Raw genomic sequence first — 23173 nt, 5'->3', positions numbered from 1 at the left:
ACGAAAGCTGGCATCGTCGATGCCATAGAGCTTGACCACCAGCGGGGCCTCGTAGCACCAATAGCCGCGATACGCATAATTTTCCGTGATGGTGTGCGGCTCGCGAAGACCACCACGCTTGTAAACGGCGGGGTACCAAGCATCCATAAATTCAACCATCAATGCCGGGCGATCGGCTGCGTCGGCGTCGATGACGTCCATCAGTTTCTGGTAGGGGCGTGGATGGATCAGGCGCTCACCGATGGGGCGCGCGGTGTCGCCCAGGCAATGGGCCAGGGTGTCGAACAGGCGGTCCTGGCCTTCGTTGTCGGCGAGCGCCAGGATCTGGCGGATGTGGTCTTGCGAACGCTCCAGGCACACCGCAAAGGACAGCCACCATAGCGAATGCATGAAACGCTCGAATGTAAACTCCTCGTGCTGCACCCGCTTGGCCTGCTCTTCCTCGGGCAGGGCGTCGGCGTAGTATTCCTGTAGTTTTCGGAATTCCAGCAGCCGATCCACATCCTCGCCCAGGTCGGCAATGGCATCGCCTCGGCAGTAGCGGTGTTGGAGGCGTTCGATAGTATGCTCCACCAAACCGGTACAGACGGCCATGCGATTGTAGGGTTTGAGGGTTTCCGGCTGTTGAATCCTGGACCAATAGTATTCCACCTCGCCCCAGGCGCGCTCTGCACCGGTGTCGAAATAGGCTTTGTCTCGTCGCGTATCGCGCATTTTGTTTCCTCAATGGTTGCTACGGAAATTTCCCGGCATTGCCGGGCACCACATAGCCACTGTCGTCAATGCGGCTCATTCGCATTGTGTCATTGGGCTTGACGCGGACCAGCACGCGCTCGACGGTGCCCTCCTTGACCCCCCGCGTGATGGCCTGAACCTCATCTGGGCTCAGTCCGGCATTTCGTAGACGATCGTTGCCCGTAATCCAGTCATTACTCATCTGCCGCCCATCGAGGGTCCGGTGCAATCGCCCCTTATTGTACTTGGCCTCGGTAATGACGTAATCGGGTGGCGGATTGGGGTTGCTGTAGACCCCGTCGATGCCTTTCTGGCCGGGGCGGTAGCGGCCGTTGGTGTTGCCTAGGGGCTTGTAGCCCAGATCCACCATGCGCTCGTGGGCGGCGGCCTCGGCGCGGGCGGCGTTGGCGTGGACACCGCGTCGGACTCGGGGCTTGCGGGGTGCGTTTGCCGCGTCGTCCGCCCGTGTGGTGCTTGCTGCCTCCTCTGCCCCTCGTGTGGCGCTTGTTGCCTTCTCTGCCCCTCGTGCGACGCTCGCTGCTTCCTCTGCCCCCCGTGCCGTGCGCGCCACCTTGCCCGCAGTAGCGGGGCCACGCACCCAGCCAACGCCGGGTATGAAAATCGAGGCCACCGCACCGCCTTGCTGGGCATCGTTGTCGATACTGAGAATGTCGTCGACGTACCCGGATTCTTCGATTTCGCGCGATTGGGTGGCGAGCTCGTTGGCGCGTTGTAGGTTGCCCGCGTCGTAGGCCCGCAGCGCCAGGTAGTCTAGCGTTTTGTTGTAGAGCTGTGAGGCGGGAGCGTACTTTGTGGACGCGACGGCCAGGTTGTAGAGGTCGGAGGGGGTGTTGACCACCGCCTTGCCCATGCCTTTGGCGGTTTCCAGCGGTTGCTCCCAGGAGGCGCTGGCCACGTCCTTGGTGCGCTCCCAGACCTCGCCGCCGTAATCGCTGGCCCGCTCCCAGAGACTGCGGTCATCGGCGCGTTCATCGAGCAGCGCCTGCAGCTCGGGGCTCACCCGGTTGCCGGGGGCCGGCGTGGCCGGCATGGCCTGCTCGGTGAGCAGCTCTCCGCGTGCCCCGCCTTTACCGCTTTCATCGCAGTTGATCTGCACGGCGCTGCCATGGCGCACCACCGGTTGGCTATTGACGATCACATCGTCCTGGCCGTCGAGGAAGCGGACATAGCCGGTCTCACCGGAGGTCTTCGAGACCAGGTGCTCGCCGGCATCGCCGTCGATGCCGCGGTGCATGTCGCCGACGCGGTACACCGGGCGGTTGTTGATGATGACATTGCTCGAGGCGAGATGGTCGGTGTCGATCTCGGCGGTGCTCTGGAAGGCCACCACCTTGTCGCCGACCTCGCAGTAGTCGGGCTCGATGACGCTGGCCACCCAGGTGTCGGCGTTGGCGATATGGCCGGAAGGGCCGGGCTGGGCGGGCGGCGGGGTTTTGTCCTCCGGCTCGTCGGGGGTGACGGTGAAGGGAGGGGTGACGAATGGGTCGTCGGCGCTCATGAGGCCGCCCTCCCGTGCGGTCGGGCATCCGCGGCAGGGGCTTGCGAAACGGCCAGCAGCTTCGCTTCGCGCAATGGCGCCCCGGCCTCGAAGCACCCGCGCCAGGTCAGCCCCAGCGTGCGCGTATCGAGATCCACGGCGAGCGTGTCGAGGGACAGCGCCTGGGTGGTGTGGGTGCCGTCATCGTGCTCGCCGCGGGCAACGACGCGTATGCCGGGCAGGTAGAAGCCGAGCGGCCCCTCGGGCAGCAACCCCACCGTCGCGAGCCATTCGTTGCCGCGCAGTGGCGTGGCGTGTATCAACGAGGGGTGGGCGCAGTGCTCGTTGCGGGGATCGTAGTCCTCGGGTAGTAGCGGGTGGCGTTGCGTGCGCCAGCGCTCATCGAAGGTGCCGGCGTAGCCTATCCGTGGTTCGCACCAGCGTGCCATGGGTCCGAATCCCTCGGTTGGTAGCCTGTCGTAGGGCGTGCGTATCGGGCGTTTCGGGTGGTGTATCCGCGGTGCCGGCAGGTGGCGCAGCTGTCCGATGTGGGCGTCGATGGCGCGGCGGACCGTGCGCTCGACGCCCTTGAAGGCCCGCCGGTCGGGCAACCAGCCGCAGCCCGCCGGGTTGTCGGCCTTGTAGACGTATCGCGGCGGTAACTCCGGGGCGGGGTGGCCGAGAAAGCAACCGCCAAAGGCCAGACGGTAATCGAGGGCAACGGTCTCGACCGCTTGCGCCTCACTCAGGCGCCACCCGCCCCAGCGGCGCTCGAACTGGCGCGGCCCCGACACCTGCAGGAGGTGTTCGCATTGGCCGACACGGATTCCGGCCAGCCAGTCGCGCCGGGGCCGACCCTGTTCGCTGTGCGCGTGCCCGTGGATCAGGATGTCGGCGCCGGGTTTGGGCGGAATCAGCTCGCCGGCGCGATGAACCACCGCGCGCATCGGGCAGTCGGGGTCCTTGCCGATCAGCCGATCGCCCGTTTGAAGCGGATGCTGACGCTCGGCCGGTTCGGCCACCTCCCCGTGGCGTGGCAAAGCGAAGGTGGCGCGCACCACGACCAGCTCGTGCACCTTGCCGTCACCACAGAGTTTGCGATAGCGCTGGCAGGGAAACCCCGTGAGGTTGCGGATCATCCGGCGCCTCCCTCGCCCCTGGCCTCGTCTTCCTCCGCCGGGTCGAAGGGCCCGGACTTGCGGCCCTGGAAGTGGTCCCGCACCACGTACGCACCGCCGGGGCAATCGATGCCGGTGAGCGCTCCCGCGTCGTCGTGGTAATAGGCGGTGGTCTGATTGGCCGCGTCGGTGACGCTCACGCGGTGGCCGGCACCGTCATGGGCCGTCTTGGTCGTGCGATCGAGCGGATCGGTCGTCGAGGTGCGATTGCCGGCGGCCTCGACTCGGGCTATGGGGTTGCCGTTGTCGTCACATTCATGGCGGGGGACGGTACCGCGCTGGTCGACGTGGCGGGTGACCTGGGCGTATTCGTTGTAGCGGATGCGCTCGAGGCGCTCGTCCGGATGGACGATGCGCCGGCGTTCGTCGAAGACGTAGGTGGGAGTATCGGCGCTGGCATCGCGCTCGTACGCATAGCGCCCGCGAAAGAGCGGGGATAGCCCGCCGTCATCGGTGACGCCACTGTGGTCGGGGCGCTGCGCTCGATCTCGATTTCCGCACGGCAGCGTACGCGCCACCAGTCCCTGGTGAGCTCGCCTCATCCTTAAGCCTCGGTTGCTTGTCCGTCGTCCTTCCTTGCCCGCTCGCTTTGCCCCCTGACCTTACAGGATCGGCGGCCGCGTTCAGGCGAACGCCCAAGACTCTACGATACTGACGGACGCGGAACCAGACCTTCCGGTCTAGAGTCGTGAATCAAATGTGCGTCGAATCAATTGTCCGCTGCTGATCCGCCGTTCCAGGGCGCAAGCAGCACGTACGACGCTGCCGACGAACAATAAGCGCTCACTCCTGGCCGCCCTGACCGGTGGGCAAGAAGGCGTGGGGGCGGTTGTGGCGAGTTTTCTGTCGGCTCTTGGCAGTTCGGGCCGTTCGAGCGTTACCCCGCGAGAGGACGGCGGATTCCTGATCACACGAAGAAGGGCCGGGTGAAGTCCGCCGCCTCGATGAGATTCGTGGCGAAGTCGTCGAGAAGCTTCGCGCGGTATTCGTCCCGGTACATCGTGTAGTAAGCGACATCGGGCAAGCGCGGCGAGGTGTCGATCTCGACCAGATCGGCGTCGCGTGCGAGCCCCTGGACACAGTGCCGGGGCAGGACGCTGATGCCGCGTCCGGCGGTGATCAGGCCCACGAGGGCGAGCAGGTTGTCCACGAGGAGCGTGGGCGGAAGCTGAACGCCCTGGTTGTACATCCAACGGTTGATGGTCTGTGCAAACCCCGACTGCTTGCCCTGGCCGAGGAGGGTGTAGCGGTTCAGGTGATCGACGGGCAGCGGCGACGGCGCCTGTACCAGCCCCGATCGGGCCATGAAGGCCATTTCCACGTGACTGACCAATCGTGTTTCCACTCTGGGTTGGTCGTGGGCTTCCGGCACCAGCGGGATAACGATCAGGTCCAGGTCGCCGTCCTGAAACATCTGGTAGAGCGTCCGGCTCATGTCGATGGTGATGTCGAGCCGCACTTCCGGGCGTTCACGTGTGTAGTCCTGCAGGAAGCCGGGCAGCCAGGTCAGCGCCGTGAGCTCGGTGAATCCGACGCGCACGCGATGCAGTGTCTGGTCGGGTTCGTGGTTGAGTTGCATGATGCGGTTCGCACTGGAGAGCGTATCGATGGCCAGCTCCAGCAACCGTTCGCCGTCTTCCGTGAGTCGTGCGCTGCGGCGCGAGCGGTCGAACAGCGTCAGGCCCGTGGCTTCCTCCAGCTCCGCCACGCGCTTGGAGATCGTCGACTGGGTGGCATTGAGGCGCTGCGCCGCCCGCTCGAACGTGCCCAGCTCCACGATCTGCACGAACGTCTCCAGCTGTCTGAGCGTCAGCATGGGGCTCCTCGATCCATTTCATTCCCAAAGTGAATGAGAGTTTATGAAAATAATTCGCTTTTTAGAAACAGTGGCGTTGGTAAGGTGACCTCACGCGCCGGGTCGGCCGTCATCGAATTGTGTCATCGCGGGACCCGGCGACGGATTGACGCGTGATACGAGAAGCAGGGGAGGAGAGACCATGCGTGCGAGCAAGTGTGCACTGGGGATGGTGGGGGCCGCGCTCGTCGGGGGCCTGACGCTGAGTGCGGCCAACGCCTCGGAGTATCCCACCAGGCCGATTCAGATGATCGTGGCATACGGCGCCGGCGGCAGCACCGATACGGTGGCACGTATTTTCGCCAAGTATGCCGAAGAGCGCCTGGGTGAACGGGTCGTGGTGGTCAACAAACCGGGTGCCGGCGGTGAGCTGGGTTGGGTGCATCTGGCCAATGCCAAGCCGGACGGCTACACCATCGGTCTGATCAATTCACCGGTGGTCGAGGTCTATCCCATCACCCGCGCGGAGACGGTGGGCTACGACTATGATGACATCCGGCCGCTGGCCAACCTGATCACGGACCCCGGAGTCCTGGCGGTTTCCGCCGACAGTCCCTATCAGACTCTGGACGACTTCGTCTCCGCGGTGGAACAGCAACCCGAGTCCATCAGCGTTTCTCATGAAGGCGTGGGCGGTGACGATCACCTGGCCGCGCTGAATTTCGCCCGTGAGGCCGGCATCGATCTCAACTTCGTGTCGTTCAACGGCAATGCGGAGGCATCCGCGGCGCTGCGCGGCGGTCACATCGATGCGTTCGAGGGGAATATGTCGGAGGCGGCGGCGCAGATTCAGGAGGGTAACGTTCGGGCGCTTGCCGTGTGGTCGGACGAGCGCATGCCCGATATCCCGGACGTGCCCACGGGTGTCGAGCAGGGCTATGACGTCGTGGCGGCGGCGTCACGCGGCCTCGCGGTGCCCGCGGGTGTTCCTCAGGCCGTCTATGACCGGCTCCTCGAAGTGACCAGGGCCGTCGTCGAGGACGAAGCGTTCCGGACCGAGGTCAAGAACCTCAACATGCCGCTGAATCCAATGTATGGGGATGCGTACGAGGATTTCCTGGACGACAGCCACGATCGGCTGGAAGCGCTCTGGGAACAGGATCCCTGGATCGAGCAATAGCGCCGGATCGCGGATCGAGGGTCGCCTGTCATGACGCTGAATGCCATTGATCGCGGCGTGGCGGTGGTGCTCGCAGTGGCGGCTGCCATAGTGGTGGCCGCCGGGTTCGCCATGCGGGGCGATGCGGGGGTGTTTCCCATCATCACCGGCGGCCTGGGGGTGTTCGCCTGCATCGCCCTGGCCGTGAGTACCTTCCGCCACCGTGGCAGCGTCCGTGATGATGCCCGGGAACCGTTTCACGGCCGTCGCTTTGCGCTCTGGAGTGCTTGCGTCGTTCTCTTGCTGGTGCTCATCGAGCCACTTGGCACGTTCGTCGCTCTGCCCCTCTTCCTGGTGGCGAGCATGCTGCTGCTGGCCCGCCTGCGGCTGCGCACGGTAGTGGCGGTGTCGCTGGTGTTCACGGCGGTGATCTACGTGACCTTCGCCTACCTGCTGAAGGTGCCGCTGCCGGCCGGCGTGCTCGCGCCGTGGCTAAACGGCTGAGAGGCTCTCTGATGGACTACCTGCTGCCTGCACTCTCCAACGTTGTAACTCCCGCGGCACTGCTGACACTCGTGCTGGGCACCCTGGCGGGCATGGTGATCGGTGCGCTGCCCGGTCTGTCCTCGACCATGGGGGTGGCCCTGTGCATTCCGGTGACCTTCAGCATGCCGCCGGAGCTGTCGCTGATCCTGCTTGGCGCGGTTTATGTCAGCTCCGTCTACGGCGGCTCCGTGGCGGCGATTCTGCTGCGCACGCCCGGCACGGACGCCTCCATTGCCACGGCCCTGGATGGCTATCCGCTCGCGGCCGCGGGCCGCGGGGCCGAGGCGTTGGGTATGGCGACGGTGGCGTCGTTGCTCGGCGGGCTGTTCAGCGTGGTGGTGCTGATCACGATCGCGCCGCCGTTGGCGAGGGTGGCGCTGGCGTTCGGGCCGCAGGAATACACGCTGCTGGCAGTCTTCGGCCTGGTGACCATCGTCGGCGTCGTCTCGGAGCGGCCGCTCAAGGGCGTCGTTTCCGCGGCGGCGGGCCTGACCCTGGCCTGCGTGGGGCTGGACAGCTTTACCGGCGTTCAGCGTTTCACCTTCGGCCGAAGCGAGCTGTTCGACGGCGTGCCACTGCTGCCGGTGCTCATCGGGCTGTTCTCGGTGTCACAGGCATTCAATCTCTGCGTGCCACCGGCCGGCGGGGTTCTGGACGATGTCGAGGCGCAGGGGTCCAGGGGGCGACGTTTGCCGGCATGGCTCGACGTACGCCGCTCGCTGCGCTCGATGATCCGCTCCTCGGTCATCGGATCCATGGTCGGCATTCTGCCCGGAGCAGGAACCAGCATTGCCGCGTTCATTTCCTACAACGAAGCGCGCCGCCACTCGCCCACGCCGGAGCGTTTCGGCAAGGGCGAGCTGGAGGGCGTGGCGGCGTCCGAATCCGCGAACAACGCGGTTACCGGCGGCACCCTGATTCCCACGCTGACGCTGGGCATACCGGGCAATGCGGTGACCGCGGTGTTCATCGGCGGGCTCACGATCCATGGAATGATTCCCGGCCCGCGACTGTTCACGCTGCACGCGGAGACCACCTATACGCTGATCTTCTCGCTGCTTCTCGCGAACGTGCTTTTCGCCGTGCTCGGCCTGTTGCTGAGCCGCCACCTGGTGGCGATCACGCGCATTCCGGGGGCCGTGCTCGGGCCCATGATCCTGACTTTCAGCGTGATCGGTACGTATGCCCTGCGTAACGAGATGTTCGACGTATGGCTGGCCGTGGCCTTCGGCGTGATCGGCTATTTCATGGAGCGCTGGCGTTATCCCGCCGCTCCGATGGTCATCGCGTTGATTCTGGGGCCGATTCTGGAAGTGAATTTCCGGCGCTCCATGCAGATTGCCAATTGGGACCTGACGACGTTTTTCACGCGCCCTCTGTCACTGGCTCTGTGCGCGCTCGTGGTGACGGTGCTCGCCTACCCGCTGTGGCGGCAGTGGCGCCGCAATGGACTGGCCCGAAACTCTCTGGAAACACAACAACGATCATGACGACAGACAAGCACGCACTGACGAACGCGCCCCTCAGCGCCGATACCGCCGTGGAATCGCCATTCCCGCCCGCGTTGCTGGCGCGCATCCGCGAGCGTTTCCACTACGTTGACCATTGCCCGTACGCGGGCAGGCGGATCTTTTTCGAGAACGCCGGCGGGTCGTTGACGCTGAGATCGGTGGTGGAGCACAGCGCCAGCGTCGCCGGTATTCCGGACAACGAGCACCGCGACAACGCCGCCTCCCGGGCGCTCACCGCAATCGTCGAGCAGGGCAGGGCGGACCTCGCGAGCTTTTTCGGTGCCACCGGCGGTGTCATTTTCGGCGGCGAGACCGGCACGGAATGCCTGTTCCGGTTGATTCGGACCGCAGCGCTGGCGACACCCGATGGCGGCTCCGTGGTCGCCAGCACCCTGGAGCACCCCGCCACCTATGACGCCACGGCTGTGTGGGCGGAGCGCACCGGCCGCGAGCGGGTGGAGATTCCCTTCGATACCGCAACCGGCATGGTAACCGCCGAGGACTATGCCCGCCATGTGCGGCCCGATACCCGCATGGCCACCGTCATACACACCAGCCCGGTCACCGGCATGCGGATGGATCTCGCCGAGATCGCGGCCGCGATACGGCGCATCGCGCCGGAGTGCTGGATCATCGTCGATGGCATCCAGCATGCGCCCCACGGGAGTCTCTCCGTGGACACCTACGGCGTCGACGGCTATGTGGTCTCGCTCTACAAGGCATATTCGAAGTTCAACAACGGCTACGCCTGGGTTTCGGAGCGCATGAGCGTGCTGCCCCACGATCGGCTGCGGGGCAAACCCGAGCAGGCGTGGGAGCTTGGCAGTCGCGATCCCGCCGCATTGGCGGCAGCGAGCGAAGTGGTGGACTACCTGGACTGGCTGGGCGGTCAATTCACCGAGAGCGACGATCGGCGTTCGCGCCTGTTGGCGGCCGGAGAAGCAATGCAGGCCCAGGAACGGTATCTGATGCATCATCTGCTGCATGGCGCCGAAGGGCTGCCCGGCCTGTGCGATTACGCAAACGTCCGCGTCATCGCCGATCCCGATTCACCGGCGCGCGAGAGCGTTGTGTCTTTCGCCGTCGAGGGGATGGATGCCAAACGGATCGTGGCGGCGTTCGGGGAGCGGGGCATCCGCATCCACGCGCGCTCCAATGACGTCTTCTCCGGCAATATTCTCCGTCCCCTGCAGCTCGAATCCGTCGCCCGGGTATCGTTGGCGCACTACAACACCGTGGATGAGGTGACGTCTTTTCTGCGGGCATGGCGGGATATCCAGAGTACGTGACGGCCGCCTCAACGGCCGTACGCGTTTCGTGCCCAACCAGGTTTTCGCTCCGGCCAGCGTTCAGAGTGCCGACCACCCCGCATCCGGTGCGCACAACGCCCCGGCACGCTGAGACGGGAGATGGTTCCGACAAGGTGACGCATGCCTGCAATGGCAGTGTCCGGCCTCGCCGATGGCACCACCCCGCTCATCGGGGCCCTACATCGGTGCGGTCCGCCGGCGGCGTCGCGTGAATGCGCGGCGTGAGTTGCCGAGTCGTGCGTCGTCGACGACAATACCCGGAATCTGCGCGAAACCCCTCATGGAGGCAGTGAGCACGGGTACGAACCTTGCGACGGGTATGGCCATACTCGCCGAAAGGCCGGCAAAGGGAGGTGTATGCGGGTTTTCGCACTCTCGGACATCCATGTGGACTATGGTGTCAATGCCAATTGGGTCAGGAGCCTGTCGCGGTACGATTTCACGGACGATATCCTGATCCTCGCCGGTGATGTCTCTCACCGCCGATCCCTTCTGTCCTGGTGCCTGAGTGAGTTCGCGCAGCGCATGCGCCGGGTGCTGTTCGTGCCGGGCAACCACGATCTGTGGGTCCTGGGCGAGGCGCCGTCGAAGACGTCGGTGCAGAAGTTCCGCGAGGTCCGGCAGGTGGTGACGGAGTCCGGTGCGTCCATGGAGCCACTGCTGGAAGGTGGCCTGTACATCGCGCCGCTATTCGGCTGGTACGATTACTCCTTCGGCGAGCCCAGCGACGAGCTGACGCAGACCTGGATGGACTTCCGCGCCTGCCGCTGGCCGGAGGCCTTCGGCCCGAGCCAGGCGGCGGAGCATTTCTCGCAGCTGAACCCCCGGGCCGTGCCACGGCAGGCCGAGCGGGTGATCACTTTCTCCCACTTTCTGCCGCGGCTCGATCTGGTACCGCCTTATGTGCCGTCCAGGCACCGCATCCTCGACCCCGTGCTCGGCAGTACCCGCCTCGAACGAGAGCTGCGCCTGCTCGAGCCCGGCATTCACGTCTACGGTCACAGCCACATCAACCGGGACGTCTGCCTGGACGGTGTCAACTACGTCAACAACGCCTTCGGATACCCTCGCGAGGATCGAATCGCGGCGAAGGCATTGAAGTGTATCGATGAGCTCTGAGGCAGGCCTTTCCGACGCTTCGACGCCATACGCTGGCACGATGTCGGGCGAGGCAGATGTCGACGTCTGGCTGGCGTTCTACCGGGAGATCGACGACGAGCGCCACCTCGCCGAGCTGCACGGATACCTCAGCGCCGGGGAGCGCGACCGTCAGGCCCGATATCATTTCGCCGACGACCGCCTGCGCGACCTGGTCACCCGGGCCATGGTGCGGCTGGTGCTGTCGCGGTACGCGCCGATCGAGCCGGTGGACTGGCGCTTTTCCAGCAATGCCTACGGCCGCCCGGAAATCGCTGTCGATCACGACGCGGTCCGGGGGCTTACCTTCAACGTCTCCCATACTGCCGGGCTGATCGCCCTGGCGGTCACGCGGGGGCGTGCCATCGGCGTGGACGTCGAGCACGCCTACGCGCGCTCGGTGTCGACGAGCATCGCCGAGCACTTTTTCGCCCCAATGGAGGTGGCGGCGCTGTCGCGGCTGCCGGAGGAACGCCAGCAGGAGCGCTTCTTCGAGTACTGGACGTTCAAGGAAGCCTACATCAAGGCGAGGGGCATGGGGCTGTCGATTCCCCTGGACCGGTTCGCCATCTCGTTTCCCGGGGAGGATGCGGTGCGGCTGCAGATGGATCCCGATCTGGGGGACCATGCCGGACGGTGGAGCCTGAGCCAGTATCGCCCCACCGCCGAGCACATCGTCGCGGTGTGCACCGAGCGCCCGTCGGGCCGCCCGCCGCGGCTTCAGCTTCGGCAGATTGTTCCCGGGCGCGAATCATGGGACCTGAGGCTTAGTACCCGCCGTCGTTCCGACCCGGCCGGTTCGTGATGGCGCCCGGACCGAACGGACGTCGGTGCACGCGCCCGGGAACATGCCCATGAAGCGTTTGGCGATGATCCGGGTCCTGATCGTGGGCCCGCCGGCCGTGTTGACCGGACGGGTCGCCGCGGTCAGGTAGTAGGCGCCCGACGATCTGCTGGACGGCCTGCCACAGCGGTCCATCACGGTTATGCGCGAGGAAGCCGGCGCTTTCGCCCACCGAGGTCAACGGCGCCGCTGGTGCAGGTGTCCACCGGGAGCGTATCCACGCCGCCGCACCCGGCGTAGTAATGATCAACGGGCGTTCCTGCACGGCCGACGAAACATCCGGCAGGCGTGAGCGGGTCGGCTACCTGCCGTCAAGCAAGACATCCTCAACCGGCCGACGCACGGCGGGCTCCGGCATCGGCCCGTAGCCGAAGCGCATGAGTAGCTGGGGAAAGGCCCATACACCGGGCAAACCCGCCAGCCGGCTCCTCAGTGCCGGTAACTCCACCGGCTGGTTGAGGTACGACGCGCGTACATTCTCGGCTGTTGCATGCAACAGGACACGGGTCAGGGCGCGCCCGGTGGCGATCCAGGCTTCCGGCGAGTCCGTATCCGTCGAGAAAACGATCAGACTCGGCGAACCGGCCGCGATTTCTTCGTCCCGCTCCGCGGCCTTGCTGCCGATGTCGAATGTGCGCACCACCGCGGAGCCCAGTGGAGAGAGGACATCCGGCATGCCGAAGGCTGCGCCGGATATGCCGTCACGCGAGCGGGCGCGCCGCGAGTGAATCCAGGCCGCCAGTTCCCTCCGGAAATGGCGGTCGGCGAACTGCATTCGGTCGCCTTCGGCGACAAGTGCCGCGAGCTCACGGCGTTGCCCGGGGTCGGTGAAAGGATCCAGGCGCACATTGAATGCCTGGGCCTCGACGGACATTGCCGTCAGCAGCTCGTTGGGGAGCGGCTCGTCCTCAAAGGCCTGGCGGACGGTCCGTCGCCGTGTGATGGCAGAAAACAAACGATCGTCCGAATCGCCCGCCTTGGTGCCGGTGAGCGTAACCCGGGCGACAATGTCCGGATCGCCCGAGTCCGGCTGCACGGTCACCTCCGAGCCCGGCCCGAAGTGGTCGAGGGCCACGACCAGGGTCTCGGTCGCCGCACCGCAGGAAATGGCCAGCTCCCGGTCTTCCGGATCCACGACCGCGAGGCCGCGGGTTCGATCGGCGATCACATCGACGCTAAAGCCGTGGATCCGGAATAGCCACGGCTGGGTGTTGTGTCCCGACGGCGCCAATACTGCGTAGCGAAGCACGAACGCCAGCTTTTCGGCGTCGGTTCCATCGCGCGGGAATTCCTTCTCGTCGATCTCCCATTCAGTCTGAGGGCTTCGCATCGAGTGATGCCTCCTGTGCGCGGGGCGGCCGCACTCCGGTCGAGTGCCAGTGTCGTGCATCCGTGGTAGCGTCCATTGTCCGGGTTGGTGACGTCACGCCGATGACGGAGATCAAGGTCAGAGGTTGCGACAGGGGGCGGGGCGCGATTCCGACGGGTCAGTGATCTTCGGCCAACACTGTATTCGGTAGATCGCAGGCGGGCGTGTTGGGGCTGACAAACGCCCACGCCGACCCAGCACACAAGTGACCGTATCCGGGGTAGCGCCCTGGTGACCGGTTTCGGCCTATTATGGCCATTTGACGGCCGACTACTTTGGACCTGACTCTTTATTACTCGTTCTGTGTAGGCAGCGCGAGAGGACCGGGAGACCAGAGGAGAAAGGATGCGAGTTCTGGTGATCGGCGGAAGTGGCTTCGTGGGTGGTGAGATCTCCGCGGAGATGCTGCGGCGCGGCCATGAAGTCACCGTCCTGCACAGAGGAAAGGGTTTCGCTTCGCTGCCCGAGGGGGCCAGGGAAATCCTGGCCGACCGGAATCGGCTCCTGGATCGACACGGTGATTTGAAGGTACTCAAGCCGGATGTCGTGATCGATGTCGTCCCGTATACGCAGGCACAGGCGGGAAGTGTGGTCCAGGTCTTCAGCGGGATTGCAGCCAGGTTGGATGGCCGAAGCAGGATCCTGATGACCCCAGAGCAGGCACGCTGGCGATGGACCCCGGGGGTACGTAGGGAATATCGCCTCGGCTGTCGCCTTCGCGGCGGAACGCCCCGCTTCTGGCAGCACCGTATATCACGTTGGGGAAGAACCCTCACTGACGGAGCGGGAATGGGTCGACCTGCTGGCGGAGTCCGCGGGGTGGCGGGGCAGGATCGTCGAGGTCGCGTCCGAGTCATGGCCCGGCGAATTCGATCGAATCGGCCGGTCAAGGGCTGTGCGCATCTTGGGCGACGCAGGCGTTCCCACCGGCTCGAGATGCAGGCACGATATTGTGGAACGGAGCGACGTGGCCACTGGAATGGACTGTGCACCCAGTGCTTAGTGGCAGTCTGTGCTGTGCTGGACGCGCAATATCGTGCCGGCACAGTTGTTCAGTATACGTGCCGGCTAGATAATCACTGTTAATGCTCATATGAATAGGTACCTAATTTATGTCCTAAGCTTGGTGTCCTTGGTTTCGGTCGGGCTAAACATCTACTTATGCACAGAAGTACAGAAATACGAAGAAGCTTGGGTGGAGCAGATAATTACTACTAGCGAAGTTGAGGAAATTCTCAGAGAGTCTCAGGCCGACACGTCGTATGAAAGTATTAAACGATTGGCTATAGCCAGGTTCGGAAGTGACACAGTTAGCTCGGTGGAGGTCTCAGATGCTCACACCGATTGGGGGGCTGACAGGCAAGGCCTAAAGGTAAACGAGACCCTGTTTCTGTTTAAGGATGGCGTCTACTATGGAAGCAAGGCCAACCTCCCGATGCATTAACAAACCAAGGCAGTGGGGCACATTTTGCTTCGCTGCGCTCAAAACGCAAAATATGCCCCTGCTTGGGGGCGTTAGGCAATCGTCACGATGAAATGGATCGCTATTCTGTTGTTATCTGCTCCTGTCATGGCGGTGGCAGAGACTGAGCTGGAGTTTCATCTGTGTTTGCCCTATGTGAAGAAGTCAGCGGTGGGGGAGCAGACAGATCTTGGCTGGCCGGTTTTCGTCAATTTGACAGAGCTTGGTGCCACGCGTTTTGAGAAGTTCACGGAAGCAAATAAAGGTAGAATGAGCCGCGTTGTTGTTGGTGGTCGCGAGTTCTCGAGGTCGACAATATGGGCGCCAATTCCTGGTGGAAACTTACATGGGGTGTTCAGTTCCCAGGAAGTTGCCAAGAAATGGCAGCGAACGCTGGAGGGCAAATTACCGGCAGCTCCGTGCGGTGCGAGGAACTGAGAAATGCCTAAGCAATTGTTCCAGTTCGTTCCGGCCCTGGAGGGTCGCCACCGGACCGCTTTGCTACGTTGCTGCTCCGCAAGGCGGCCGCTGAACATTGGCGTTAAACTTGGATCGGAGAGATAGTGGAAGTAAAAGTTAGAGCTGCAGATGCCAATGATTATGAGAGGATATCGAAAATATTCGATCATCCATCGGTAGTAACTCAAAGTTCTCAGCACCCCTATCTTGGTGCTGATAAGATCAGTAGCCTGTTTCAGGAAAGAAAAGAAAATTCAGTTGTGCTGGTCGCTGAGGTAGAAGGAAAGGTTCAAGGCTATATTGGAATAGACCTCAGTACCAAACCTAGAGCAAAGCATGTTGCTAGTTTCGGTATGGCGGTACATCCCGTCAGTCACGGAAAAGGTGTGGGGAGTCGCCTTCTGAAAGAAACAATAGATCTAGCTGGCAATTGGCTAAATATTATTCGTCTCGAGCTGGATGTTTACACAGACAATGAACATGGGATATATCTTTACAGGAAGTTCGGGTTCCAGATTGAAGGTGAGTCCAGGTTTGCATCATTCAAAGATGGTGATTACGTGGGCCTGTATCGGATGGCCAGAATCAGCCCAAAATTTAACAAGAAGCTCCAGGGGGACGGCTGACGTTATGCACTTTTTTTCTGGTTTCTGCGCGCCCATTTTTTCACGAACGTGCGCAACGTTAGCAGCCCCCTGGGATTGTCGATATGCTCTTCATAGGACAAACCAATGAGATTGATTTCAGGCTGGCTAGGAATTTGTTGCGTGGTAATCGGGGTTTTGTCTATTGTTTTTCAAAACAGGATCCCCCCGGAAGACAACATTCTGAACATACTTGAATCTGTAGTTCTTGCTGCTTTCGGTGTTTTGCTAATGTACATAGGCCGTGAGTATCTTCCTGCATGGTTTGGGTTCTTGTTTGGAGATGATGGTAGCAGTGAGGACTGATTTTGGTTGCTATAAGTCATTTTTCTGCCAAAGTTGTTTGCTGTGTAAAGCGTAACAAGTGTGTCAATTTGACGCATTTGCGCTGCGCTTCAATGCGCAAATTGCACAGGGATTAGATGCGGGATCCTAGCGGCTGGGACCGTGCGGAAATCAACCAGATCGCCACCAAACGGCCACAATAACGCCCTTCGAGTACAAGAAGACCGGAAGGAACGACAATGATCACGGAAGACTGGGATCGCACAACGGGTAAACACTGGATTGCGTACGAAGCGCTGATCTTCGGGTACCTCCTGAAGAAATCCATCGTGGGCGTCCTTGCGCAGTCTACCGGATAGAAGCCGTGCGGGGTTTTTTATTCGGTCGACTCCGGCGCTCGCGTTAGCTTTTGGGGGATGCCATTGACGCTTCACGATGAACTTGCTGCTTTTTATGAGCGCAATGGGTTCGGGCCTGTGCTCGGGGCCCGGCCACGGACGGTTCCGGTTTTCACCGGCTGTCTCCTCGTGCCGTTGCCCAACATCGAAGCACGGCACCGCTACTTGAAGTACCACGACCTCCACCACCTGGTGACTGGCTACAGCGTTGGGCGGATCGGGGAAGGTGAGGTTAGTGCGTGGGAACTGGGCTCCGGATCCGCCTTCGTGTCATCGACGCTTGGTTTCATGAACCTTATCGCGCTGTCCACAGGGCTTGCGTTAAAGCCGCGGAGGATGTGGCGTGCGTTCGTGCGTGGAACGAAAAGCCGCAACTTGTATTGTGCCGCGGTTCGTGCGGACGTGGACGCCGGCCGGTGGGTCGACCTTCCTGCGCTCCGGGAGCAATTTTTGGAAGTCACGGAAATGCGTGGACCGCTAGCGCTTCGGGTCGCGGAATTCGTCATCTATAGCATCATTGCCATGTGCATTCATGCCGCAATCGCCGGGCCGGCTGTGGTCGCTCGCTTCATCACGGATATAACGCTGGGTTACAGCGTGTTTCAATCCGTCAAGCCAAAGAGACGTAACGACATATTTTGAGGAAAAGCTAACCTCGAGCCGATTGGGCCATGCTGCGGTCGTGCCCAGCGGGTCATCGATGCATTGGACCGCAAAAGCCAATAGCAATGAACGGGGTTCGTCGGATGAAAAGTGTAAGATTGGGTTCGGTATTGCTCATGGTGTACGGCGTAGTAGTGCTGCTCAATGCTGCGCTGTATACATACTGGAGCGGGGATCCTGGCGGGTTTCCTCATGCCGCCATTCGAGCAGGCGGTGTCATACTCGTCGCAGTCGGGCTTTGGAAGGCACACCGCTGGGCTTGGTGGGTTGCGGTCGTTCTCGGAAGCGCCCTGTTCGTTGTTGGAGCTTTGGGATTCGGAATTATCGTAAGTTCCGGGGTGCTTGAATCAAGACCTTATCCCATTGCCGACTATGCCGTCTTCATCATCAGTCTTGGGGCATTGTTGGGAGCGGAGCTGGCGCTCCTGTTGCCGGGTAGTCGTGCCGCGATTCGCCGTGCTACCTAGACGGTCGCGCGCTTTTTACAGCGGGTCGCGTTGGCTTCAGGCGTCAATGGGCCGGCGACCCGCTGTGATCGATACCTAAACCACCACGCGGTTTCGGTGCGGCTGAGATTAATGATTGGAAGGCAATATGGCGAAAAAACCGAAAACAGGCCCGTGGCGTTGACCGGGTCGGCGATGCTCCAGGGGAACCTGTTGATGACCAACTGGTTGTGAAACGATCGAAGGCGTTTGTTGTTGTCTCGATTTTTGATCGTCCGTGCCGGGCTCTGACCATGTTTGGGTTCGACGGTCGGTTTCAAGGCTGGAAGTGGATCAATGATTCTGGTCGCAGGCATTATGGGTTGCTCGTTTGTCGAGCACAAGTTTTCTTGCCTGGTGTTCGGTAGGCAAAAATGGAAGGTGTTCGGCAGGGATGGATGAGTGGCTGTACGAGCTTGATGAAGAGGACAACGTAGCCCGATCGCGGGCCGAGCTGGATCAGGTTCTCGGGCGCGCGGAGGCCATGCCTTCCGGGAGGCTGTGGGTCGGAGTCGATGGCGGGCCGCGCCCCTGGTGGCATCGGCTTGTCGGATTGCAGCCGCGGTTCGTCGAAGCGCTGTTGTCAGTCGAGTGGGCCGCGGACTACGCCAGCCTCATCTTTCATGACGAGAACTGGAGCGAGTACCGCGCCATGGACGAAGCGCTGGTTGTGCAACCGGATGAGCAGGTCAGAGCCAGGATCGCACATGGCGAAGCGCGGCCCCATCCCGTCGAGGAGTGCATGCATCGGGAGCGGGCGTTCAAGGCCATTCGTGAGCTCATCGATACGGGGGCGAGGCCGGAGTGGCTTTCCTACCGCGTCGTGAAGTGACGGAGCGGCCGCCAATGTACGTATCAGCGAGCCAAGCCCAACATACTAATCTTCTCAGAAGTATTGTCATACGTCAGAGCACCACAGCGGCCCGGGGGCAAGACGCGTTCGCGCCGGCGTGGCTGGGTCACGTCAAGCGAGCGCAACGCCGCCACCGGGTCGCTGTGGCGCTCCCTTTGGGCCGGTCTGTGCGCCGATGGGATCTGCGTTGCTCACCGCTTGTGTAGCCCGGCTACACGGCGCGCCTCGCGCCTTGCCCCATCGGCGCACAGACCGGCTGACGCATGACAATACTTCTGAGAAGATTAGTATCTACGCGTCACCGCTCGGCGAGACGCTTCACGATGCCGTCTGTCGCCTGGTCGCGGCGGTCAGCGATCCCACCGACCGCAAGGTACTGGCCCCGATGGCCGAACGGGAGGTGCTGTACCGGTTGCTCATGGGCGAGCAGGGAGACCGGCTGCGCGAGATCGCCCTGCAGGACAGCCACGCCCATCGCGTCGCCGGCGTCGTGCGCTTTCTGCAGGCGAATCACGATCGACCGCTGGACATCGCCACCATCGCGCAAGCGGCGAACATGAGCCCCTCGACGCTGCACCACACGTTCAAGGCAGTGACCGCATCCTCGCCACTGCAGTTTCTCAAGAAGATCCGCCTGCACCAGGCCCGCCTGCTGATGCTTCACGACGGCATGGGCGCGGGCACCGCCGCGCACCGCGTGGGCTATGCCAGCGAGTTCCAGTTCAGCCGGGAATACCGTCGGCTGTTCGGCGCGCCGCCGATGCGGGATGTGGCGACCTTGCGTGCGGAGGCCCTGGATCAGGCGTGACGGGGAACGCCCCCGGCCTGCGACTGTGCGGGGGGAGGCGCGTCAGGCGTGCCTGGCGATCGCGCCTTCGCGGGAGGAGCGCCGGAACGGGCGCCTGATCAGGTCAATCCCCGCAAACAGCAGGTCGAACAGCACCGGGTTCGCAGGCTCCAGCACCAGCGTGCTGCCCTCCCGGTGTGCCCGCACGACGCTCTCCGAGCGGAAGCGATCGAACATTCGGCAAAGTTCCTCGGCACGCTCGTGATCGTCAATCTCGATTCGGACGTCGGACGACATGGTCATTCCTTCGGCGGCGATGGATGTTGCGTCGCAATATATCGGATTCGCGCACCTGGAAGGGTGACGTTGCGGCACAGGTATTGTGCCGGTCGCCGGACGCCGGCGACACGCTCTATGGGGCTTCGAACCGCAACACGGTGCGGCCGTCCTGCGGGTCTTCCAGGTAGCGCACGTTCACGCCGAAGATGTGATGCAGGCGCTCGGGCGAAAGCGTCATCGCCGGCGGGCCGAGGGCGACCAGCCGGCCCTCGTCCATGACGCCGACGCGGTCGCAGTCCATGGCGTGATTGAGGTCGTGCAGCGCCATCACGATGGTGATACGCAGGCGCCGCACCAGGGCGAGAATCGAGAGCTGGTGGTGGATATCCAGATGGTTGGTGGGCTCGTCCAGTAGCAGCAACCGCGGCCGCTGGGCGAGTGCGCGGGCGATGTGGGCGCGCTGACGCTCGCCGCCGGAGAGCGTCTGCCAGCGCCGGTCGGCGAGCGCCAGCAGCCCGGTGTGACGCAGGGCGTCGTCGACGATGGCGGCATCGTCCTCGCCGAAGGGGGCGAACGGGCCCAGCCAGGGCGTGCGCCCCAGCTCGACGGCTTCACGCACGGTCAGGCGCTCCCCCGTCTCCGCTTGCTGGGCCACCAGCGCGACGCGCTGCGCGATCCGCCGCCGCGGCATGCGGGCCAGGTCCTCCCCGGCGAGGGTCACCTGCCCTGCCGAAGGCCGCCGCAGGCCGGCGAGCAGATGCAGCAGCGTCGACTTGCCGGAGCCGTTCGGACCGACGAGCCCCAGCAACTCGCCATCGGGGACGTCCAGCTCGACACCCTGGACGATGGGCATGCGCCCTGCCCGCCATCCCAGATTGCGCGCGGCGAGGCTCATCGCGCCCCCGACGGACCGCGCACCAGGATCAGCGCGAACACCGGCGCGCCGACGAGCGCGGTGACCACGCCGATGGGCAGCACCTGCCCCGGCACGATGATGCGCGAGACCACGTCGGCGACGATCATGAACACCGCCCCCACCAGTGCACTCACCGGCGTGAGCCGTGCATGCCCCGGGCCCACCAGGAAACGGGCCGCATGGGGAATGACGAGACCCACGAAGCCGATGGATCCGACGATGCTCACCATCACCGACGTCGCGAGCGCCGCCGCACCGATCAGTACCGCGCGCGTGCGCAGCACCGGCACGCCCATGGACGCCGCCGCATCGGCGCCGAAGGCGAACGCATCCAGCGCCCGCGCATGCACCATGCACACGAGGAGACAGGCGAACGCCACGGGCGCGGCCAGCCAAACATCCGGCCAACGCACCCCGCTCAGGTTCCCCATGAGCCAGAACATGATCCCGCGCGCCTGGTCGGAGTTGGCCGAGCGCGCGATGACATAGGAGGTAAGCGCGTTGAATAGCTGCGAGCCCGCCACGCCGGCGAGCACGATCTGCCCGGTCGCGGCGCCGCTGAAACCGCCCGCCGCGCGGGCCAGCCCCACTACCAGCGCGAACGCCACTAACGCCCCCGCGAAGGCACCCAGCGACAACGACACTGCCCCGGCACCCACGCCGGCGATGGTGACCGCCACCGCGCCCGTTGAAGCACCGGCGGAAATGCCGAGTATGTAGGGATCCGCCAGCGCATTGCGCAGCAGCATCTGCAGCACCAGCCCGGACAGCGCGAGCCCGGCCCCGCACGCCGCGGCCACGATGGCCCGGCTCAGCCGGTAGTTCCACACGATGCCCTGGTCGATGGGATCGAGGGAATACGACGCCCCCAGCACCTTGTTGGCCAGGGTCTGTGCGACGACGGCGGGCGGTATCGACGTCTCGCCGATTGCCGCACCCGCGACAATGGCCAGCGCGAGGACGCTGACCCACGCCCCCGCGGTCACGCTCCAGCGCCGCAGCAGATCCACGATCACCCGTCAGACAGATCGAGCGTCTCGAGCTCGTCCGCAAGCCGCTCCAGGGCGCCAACGTTGCGGATCGACGGGTCCATGGCATGGGCGTCCATGACCACGATGCGGTCGTGCTTCACCGCGTCGAGCTGGCTCGCCACCGGATCGGTGCGCAGGAACTCGAGCTTCTTCTCCACGTCGTCCGCCGGAAAACGGCGGCGGTCCATCTCGGCGATAACGATGAGATCGGGGTTGGCCTGGGCGATGGTCTCCCAGCCCACCGTGGGCCATTCCTCGTCGGATTCGATCACGTTGCGTATGCCCAGCTGCTCCATCATGTAGGCGGGCACCCCCTTGCGGCCGGCCACGTAGGGGTCGACGTCCATTTCGGCAGAGGAAAACCAGAACACGGCGGAGACATCGCCGAGGTCGAGGGATCTCGACTTCTCGATGGCCGCGGTCTCGCGGGCGCGGAGTTCGTCCACGAGCTTCTCGCCCGCCTTCGGCGCGTCGTGGACGCGGGCGAGCTCCCGGATACCGCGATAGAGCGCGTCGGTATCGAACATCGCGCTTCGCGTACCATCCACGCCTACGGAGTTGTCCTTGTTCACGCAGTCGGTGGGCAGCACGTAGGTGGCCACGCCGAGGTCGTGAAACATGTCGCGCGTGCCCACGATGCCCTCGGGGCCCACGTGCCACTCGTACTGGATGGCAACCAAATCCGGGCGCTTCGCCACGACACTCTCGAAGCTCGGATCATTGTCGGCAAGGCGCTCGATGCCCTCGTTGACGGCCTCGAACTCGTCGAGCACCGGGTTGAACCAGACCGAGGTCCCGACCACGCGATCGGCGAAGCCCAGGGCGTAGAGAATCTCCGTCGCCGCCTGGCCGACGGTGACGTCGCGCTGCGGCGCGGCGTCGAAGGTCACCTCGCGCCCGCAGTTCTCGAGAGTCAGCGGATATGTCGTCGCCTGGCTGGAGGCGGACACGGCGGCGAGCACACCGAACGTGGCAATGGCGATGAAACGCGGCAGCATGAGCAGGTCCCTTCTCACGCCGGGCGTCGGGATCACGGGACAGATCGCTCATCACTCCGTGGCGAGCATGCAAGGCAGGCGGTCGATCGCGGCCAGTCGTCTTGCTCCGTTCCCGGGGCACCCCGCCCGGTCAATGGGTGACAGCGCCGGCAGGTCTCCTGACTGGCGAGTCCTCGACCCTGCCCGGCCTTCCCGGCGCATAACGGCACCAGTGGCCTCGAATACGGGCAGGCTCTCGTCGCCTACAGTTGCGGGGGCAGTTCTGTTTGGCGCCGTGTGGCGCTCCAGATTCCCTTTTCATTCCCGATGGAAACCGGCGCGAGGACGGTATGGAGCCTGGTCGCGCCTGTCAAGTCGGGCACTCGGCAGCCGTCGCGGTGGTGCACCGGGCCTAACTACCGCGCCATGCCCCATCCCACGGTGCGCCGGAGCCGCTAGGCACCCTCGCGAAGTCGCCTCACTTCAGCCTCCAGGGCCCTGATTCGCTCGTCGCGCTCGGCAAGCAACGCGTCGACATCATCCGCATCGATGCGCCGCGGAATCTGCTGTGGGCAATTGACGTCCCACGCCGCCCATCATTTTCAGCCGGCTGCACGTACTGCCCGTGGTGGTGGAATGCCTAGACGCCTATCCGGATATCGATCGCCGGATCGAGCTGACCGACCGCGTGGCCAACCTTCTGGAAAACCCCTACGCCAGTTTGATGAAACTTCTGCGATCATCGGGCTTCTGAGTGCACGCACCTGATCGGTTCTTACTAATCCGATCACAGGTAATGCCACGTGTCAGAGCGCTTGTGCGATTCGGCTGCCAGGCGCGCGAGCGAAGGCG

23 protein-coding genes and 1 riboswitch are annotated in these 23173 nt (G+C 63.6%); of the genes, 12 read left to right on the top strand and 11 right to left on the bottom strand.

Features of this window, described 5'->3' with window-relative positions:
- The 5 genes from ACPEES_RS20930 to ACPEES_RS20910 all read right to left on the bottom strand — a co-directional run.
- On the bottom strand, window positions 1–714 hold a 714-nt coding region (locus ACPEES_RS20930), incomplete at its 3' end, for a PoNe immunity protein domain-containing protein (protein WP_435105952.1).
- Window positions 715–733: 19 nt separating this feature from the next.
- Window positions 734–2254 (bottom strand): hypothetical protein, encoded by a 1521-nt coding sequence (locus tag ACPEES_RS20925; protein WP_435105950.1) that lies wholly within the window; start codon window positions 2252–2254, stop codon window positions 734–736.
- Window positions 2251–3372, bottom strand: coding sequence for a DUF2169 family type VI secretion system accessory protein (locus ACPEES_RS20920; protein ID WP_435105948.1), 1122 nt, complete (start codon window positions 3370–3372; stop codon window positions 2251–2253). The genes ACPEES_RS20925 and ACPEES_RS20920 overlap by 4 nt, the downstream gene beginning before the upstream one ends.
- Complete coding sequence (locus ACPEES_RS20915) at window positions 3369–3953, bottom strand: hypothetical protein (protein ID WP_435105946.1); 585 nt, start codon at window positions 3951–3953, stop codon at window positions 3369–3371. Before ACPEES_RS20915 ends, ACPEES_RS20920 begins: the two co-directional genes overlap by 4 nt.
- Before the next feature lie 365 nt (window positions 3954–4318).
- Complete coding sequence (locus tag ACPEES_RS20910; RefSeq protein WP_435105944.1) at window positions 4319–5227, bottom strand: LysR family transcriptional regulator; 909 nt, start codon at window positions 5225–5227, stop codon at window positions 4319–4321.
- A gap of 181 nt (window positions 5228–5408) precedes the next feature.
- Between ACPEES_RS20910 and ACPEES_RS20905 the strand changes: the two genes are divergently transcribed.
- The 6 genes from ACPEES_RS20905 (at window position 5409) to ACPEES_RS20880 (ending at window position 11674) form a co-directional block, all read left to right on the top strand.
- Window positions 5409–6386 carry a Bug family tripartite tricarboxylate transporter substrate binding protein gene (locus ACPEES_RS20905; protein ID WP_435105942.1) on the top strand — a complete coding sequence of 326 codons (978 nt, stop codon included), beginning with the start codon at window positions 5409–5411 and terminating at the stop codon, window positions 6384–6386.
- A gap of 30 nt (window positions 6387–6416) precedes the next feature.
- Window positions 6417–6869, top strand: a complete 453-nt coding sequence (locus ACPEES_RS20900) for a tripartite tricarboxylate transporter TctB family protein (RefSeq protein WP_435105939.1) — start codon at window positions 6417–6419, stop codon at window positions 6867–6869.
- An 11-nt stretch (window positions 6870–6880) separates the two neighbouring features.
- A complete protein-coding gene (locus ACPEES_RS20895; RefSeq protein ID WP_435105937.1) occupies window positions 6881–8401 on the top strand; it encodes a tripartite tricarboxylate transporter permease in 1521 nt (506 codons plus the stop codon).
- Window positions 8398–9711, top strand: coding sequence for an aminotransferase class V-fold PLP-dependent enzyme (locus ACPEES_RS20890; RefSeq protein ID WP_435105935.1), 1314 nt, complete (start codon window positions 8398–8400; stop codon window positions 9709–9711). The genes ACPEES_RS20895 and ACPEES_RS20890 overlap by 4 nt, the downstream gene beginning before the upstream one ends.
- 378 nt (window positions 9712–10089) lie before the next feature.
- On the top strand, window positions 10090–10851 hold the full coding sequence (locus tag ACPEES_RS20885) for a metallophosphoesterase (protein WP_435105933.1): 762 nt from the start codon (window positions 10090–10092) through the stop codon (window positions 10849–10851).
- A complete protein-coding gene (locus ACPEES_RS20880) occupies window positions 10841–11674 on the top strand; it encodes a 4'-phosphopantetheinyl transferase family protein (protein ID WP_435105931.1) in 834 nt (277 codons plus the stop codon). The genes ACPEES_RS20885 and ACPEES_RS20880 overlap by 11 nt, the downstream gene beginning before the upstream one ends.
- 340 nt (window positions 11675–12014) lie before the next feature.
- Here the strand turns inward: ACPEES_RS20880 and ACPEES_RS20875 are convergent, their stop codons facing one another.
- Window positions 12015–13043 (bottom strand): Acg family FMN-binding oxidoreductase, encoded by a 1029-nt coding sequence (locus ACPEES_RS20875; protein ID WP_435105929.1) that lies wholly within the window; start codon window positions 13041–13043, stop codon window positions 12015–12017.
- 384 nt (window positions 13044–13427) lie between these two features.
- Between ACPEES_RS20875 and ACPEES_RS20870 the strand changes: the two genes are divergently transcribed.
- The 4 genes from ACPEES_RS20870 (at window position 13428) to ACPEES_RS20855 (ending at window position 16972) form a co-directional block, all read left to right on the top strand.
- Window positions 13428–14168: an NAD-dependent epimerase/dehydratase family protein gene (locus ACPEES_RS20870; protein WP_435105926.1), complete on the top strand. Its 741-nt coding sequence runs from the start codon at window positions 13428–13430 to the stop codon at window positions 14166–14168.
- 445 nt (window positions 14169–14613) lie between these two features.
- Complete coding sequence (locus ACPEES_RS20865; protein ID WP_435105924.1) at window positions 14614–14982, top strand: hypothetical protein; 369 nt, start codon at window positions 14614–14616, stop codon at window positions 14980–14982.
- A gap of 125 nt (window positions 14983–15107) precedes the next feature.
- A complete protein-coding gene (locus ACPEES_RS20860; RefSeq protein ID WP_435105922.1) occupies window positions 15108–15629 on the top strand; it encodes a GNAT family N-acetyltransferase in 522 nt (173 codons plus the stop codon).
- A gap of 725 nt (window positions 15630–16354) precedes the next feature.
- Window positions 16355–16972 carry a hypothetical protein gene (locus ACPEES_RS20855; RefSeq protein WP_435105919.1) on the top strand — a complete coding sequence of 206 codons (618 nt, stop codon included), beginning with the start codon at window positions 16355–16357 and terminating at the stop codon, window positions 16970–16972.
- A gap of 484 nt (window positions 16973–17456) precedes the next feature.
- On the opposite strand, the gene ACPEES_RS20850 is transcribed toward ACPEES_RS20855, so the two are convergent.
- Window positions 17457–17795 (bottom strand): hypothetical protein, encoded by a 339-nt coding sequence (locus ACPEES_RS20850; RefSeq protein ID WP_435105917.1) that lies wholly within the window; start codon window positions 17793–17795, stop codon window positions 17457–17459.
- A 77-nt stretch (window positions 17796–17872) separates the two neighbouring features.
- Between ACPEES_RS20850 and ACPEES_RS20845 the strand changes: the two genes are divergently transcribed.
- Window positions 17873–18310 (top strand): Imm1 family immunity protein, encoded by a 438-nt coding sequence (locus tag ACPEES_RS20845; protein ID WP_435105916.1) that lies wholly within the window; start codon window positions 17873–17875, stop codon window positions 18308–18310.
- A gap of 196 nt (window positions 18311–18506) precedes the next feature.
- Window positions 18507–19139: an AraC family transcriptional regulator gene (locus tag ACPEES_RS20840; RefSeq protein ID WP_435105914.1), complete on the top strand. Its 633-nt coding sequence runs from the start codon at window positions 18507–18509 to the stop codon at window positions 19137–19139.
- Between the two features lie 42 nt (window positions 19140–19181).
- On the opposite strand, the gene ACPEES_RS20835 is transcribed toward ACPEES_RS20840, so the two are convergent.
- The 4 genes from ACPEES_RS20835 to ACPEES_RS20820 form a co-directional block, all read right to left on the bottom strand.
- Complete coding sequence (locus ACPEES_RS20835) at window positions 19182–19415, bottom strand: hypothetical protein (RefSeq protein WP_435105912.1); 234 nt, start codon at window positions 19413–19415, stop codon at window positions 19182–19184.
- Between the two features lie 115 nt (window positions 19416–19530).
- Entirely contained in the window at window positions 19531–20292 is a 762-nt protein-coding gene (locus ACPEES_RS20830; RefSeq protein ID WP_435105910.1) for an ABC transporter ATP-binding protein, read from the bottom strand.
- Window positions 20289–21323 carry a FecCD family ABC transporter permease gene (locus ACPEES_RS20825; RefSeq protein ID WP_435105907.1) on the bottom strand — a complete coding sequence of 345 codons (1035 nt, stop codon included), beginning with the start codon at window positions 21321–21323 and terminating at the stop codon, window positions 20289–20291. The genes ACPEES_RS20830 and ACPEES_RS20825 overlap by 4 nt, the downstream gene beginning before the upstream one ends.
- A gap of 2 nt (window positions 21324–21325) precedes the next feature.
- Window positions 21326–22360: an ABC transporter substrate-binding protein gene (locus ACPEES_RS20820; RefSeq protein ID WP_435105905.1), complete on the bottom strand. Its 1035-nt coding sequence runs from the start codon at window positions 22358–22360 to the stop codon at window positions 21326–21328.
- A 113-nt stretch (window positions 22361–22473) separates the two neighbouring features.
- Window positions 22474–22675: riboswitch (cobalamin riboswitch) on the bottom strand.
- Window positions 22676–23173: the final 498 nt, after the last annotated feature.

It is taken from the genome of Arhodomonas sp. AD133 (genome assembly GCF_051195215.1).
In the GTDB taxonomy this organism is placed as follows: domain Bacteria; phylum Pseudomonadota; class Gammaproteobacteria; order Nitrococcales; family Nitrococcaceae; genus Arhodomonas.
Note: the sequence above shows the minus strand (reverse complement) of the source record. Positions and strands in the feature narration are given on the sequence as shown.

Excerpts from the sequence above, each read along its gene's own strand:
- ACPEES_RS20925 (WP_435105950.1), bottom strand. The coding sequence starts at position 2,254 with ATGAGCGCCGACGACCCATTCGTCACCCCTCCCTTCACCGTCACCCCC.
- ACPEES_RS20920 (WP_435105948.1), bottom strand. The coding sequence starts at position 3,372 with ATGATCCGCAACCTCACGGGGTTTCCCTGCCAGCGCTATCGCAAACTC.
- ACPEES_RS20915 (WP_435105946.1), bottom strand. The coding sequence starts at position 3,953 with ATGAGGCGAGCTCACCAGGGACTGGTGGCGCGTACGCTGCCGTGCGGA.
- ACPEES_RS20910 (WP_435105944.1), bottom strand. The coding sequence starts at position 5,227 with ATGCTGACGCTCAGACAGCTGGAGACGTTCGTGCAGATCGTGGAGCTG.
- ACPEES_RS20905 (WP_435105942.1), top strand. The coding sequence starts at position 5,409 with ATGCGTGCGAGCAAGTGTGCACTGGGGATGGTGGGGGCCGCGCTCGTC.
- ACPEES_RS20900 (WP_435105939.1), top strand. The coding sequence starts at position 6,417 with ATGACGCTGAATGCCATTGATCGCGGCGTGGCGGTGGTGCTCGCAGTG.
- ACPEES_RS20895 (WP_435105937.1), top strand. The coding sequence starts at position 6,881 with ATGGACTACCTGCTGCCTGCACTCTCCAACGTTGTAACTCCCGCGGCA.
- ACPEES_RS20890 (WP_435105935.1), top strand. The coding sequence starts at position 8,398 with ATGACGACAGACAAGCACGCACTGACGAACGCGCCCCTCAGCGCCGAT.
- ACPEES_RS20885 (WP_435105933.1), top strand. The coding sequence starts at position 10,090 with ATGCGGGTTTTCGCACTCTCGGACATCCATGTGGACTATGGTGTCAAT.
- ACPEES_RS20880 (WP_435105931.1), top strand. The coding sequence starts at position 10,841 with ATGAGCTCTGAGGCAGGCCTTTCCGACGCTTCGACGCCATACGCTGGC.
- ACPEES_RS20875 (WP_435105929.1), bottom strand. The coding sequence starts at position 13,043 with ATGCGAAGCCCTCAGACTGAATGGGAGATCGACGAGAAGGAATTCCCG.
- ACPEES_RS20870 (WP_435105926.1), top strand. The coding sequence starts at position 13,428 with ATGCGAGTTCTGGTGATCGGCGGAAGTGGCTTCGTGGGTGGTGAGATC.
- ACPEES_RS20865 (WP_435105924.1), top strand. The coding sequence starts at position 14,614 with ATGAAATGGATCGCTATTCTGTTGTTATCTGCTCCTGTCATGGCGGTG.
- ACPEES_RS20850 (WP_435105917.1), bottom strand. The coding sequence starts at position 17,795 with ATGCCTGCGACCAGAATCATTGATCCACTTCCAGCCTTGAAACCGACC.
- ACPEES_RS20845 (WP_435105916.1), top strand. The coding sequence starts at position 17,873 with ATGGATGAGTGGCTGTACGAGCTTGATGAAGAGGACAACGTAGCCCGA.
- ACPEES_RS20840 (WP_435105914.1), top strand. The coding sequence starts at position 18,507 with ATGGGATCTGCGTTGCTCACCGCTTGTGTAGCCCGGCTACACGGCGCG.
- ACPEES_RS20835 (WP_435105912.1), bottom strand. The coding sequence starts at position 19,415 with ATGTCGTCCGACGTCCGAATCGAGATTGACGATCACGAGCGTGCCGAG.
- ACPEES_RS20830 (WP_435105910.1), bottom strand. The coding sequence starts at position 20,292 with ATGAGCCTCGCCGCGCGCAATCTGGGATGGCGGGCAGGGCGCATGCCC.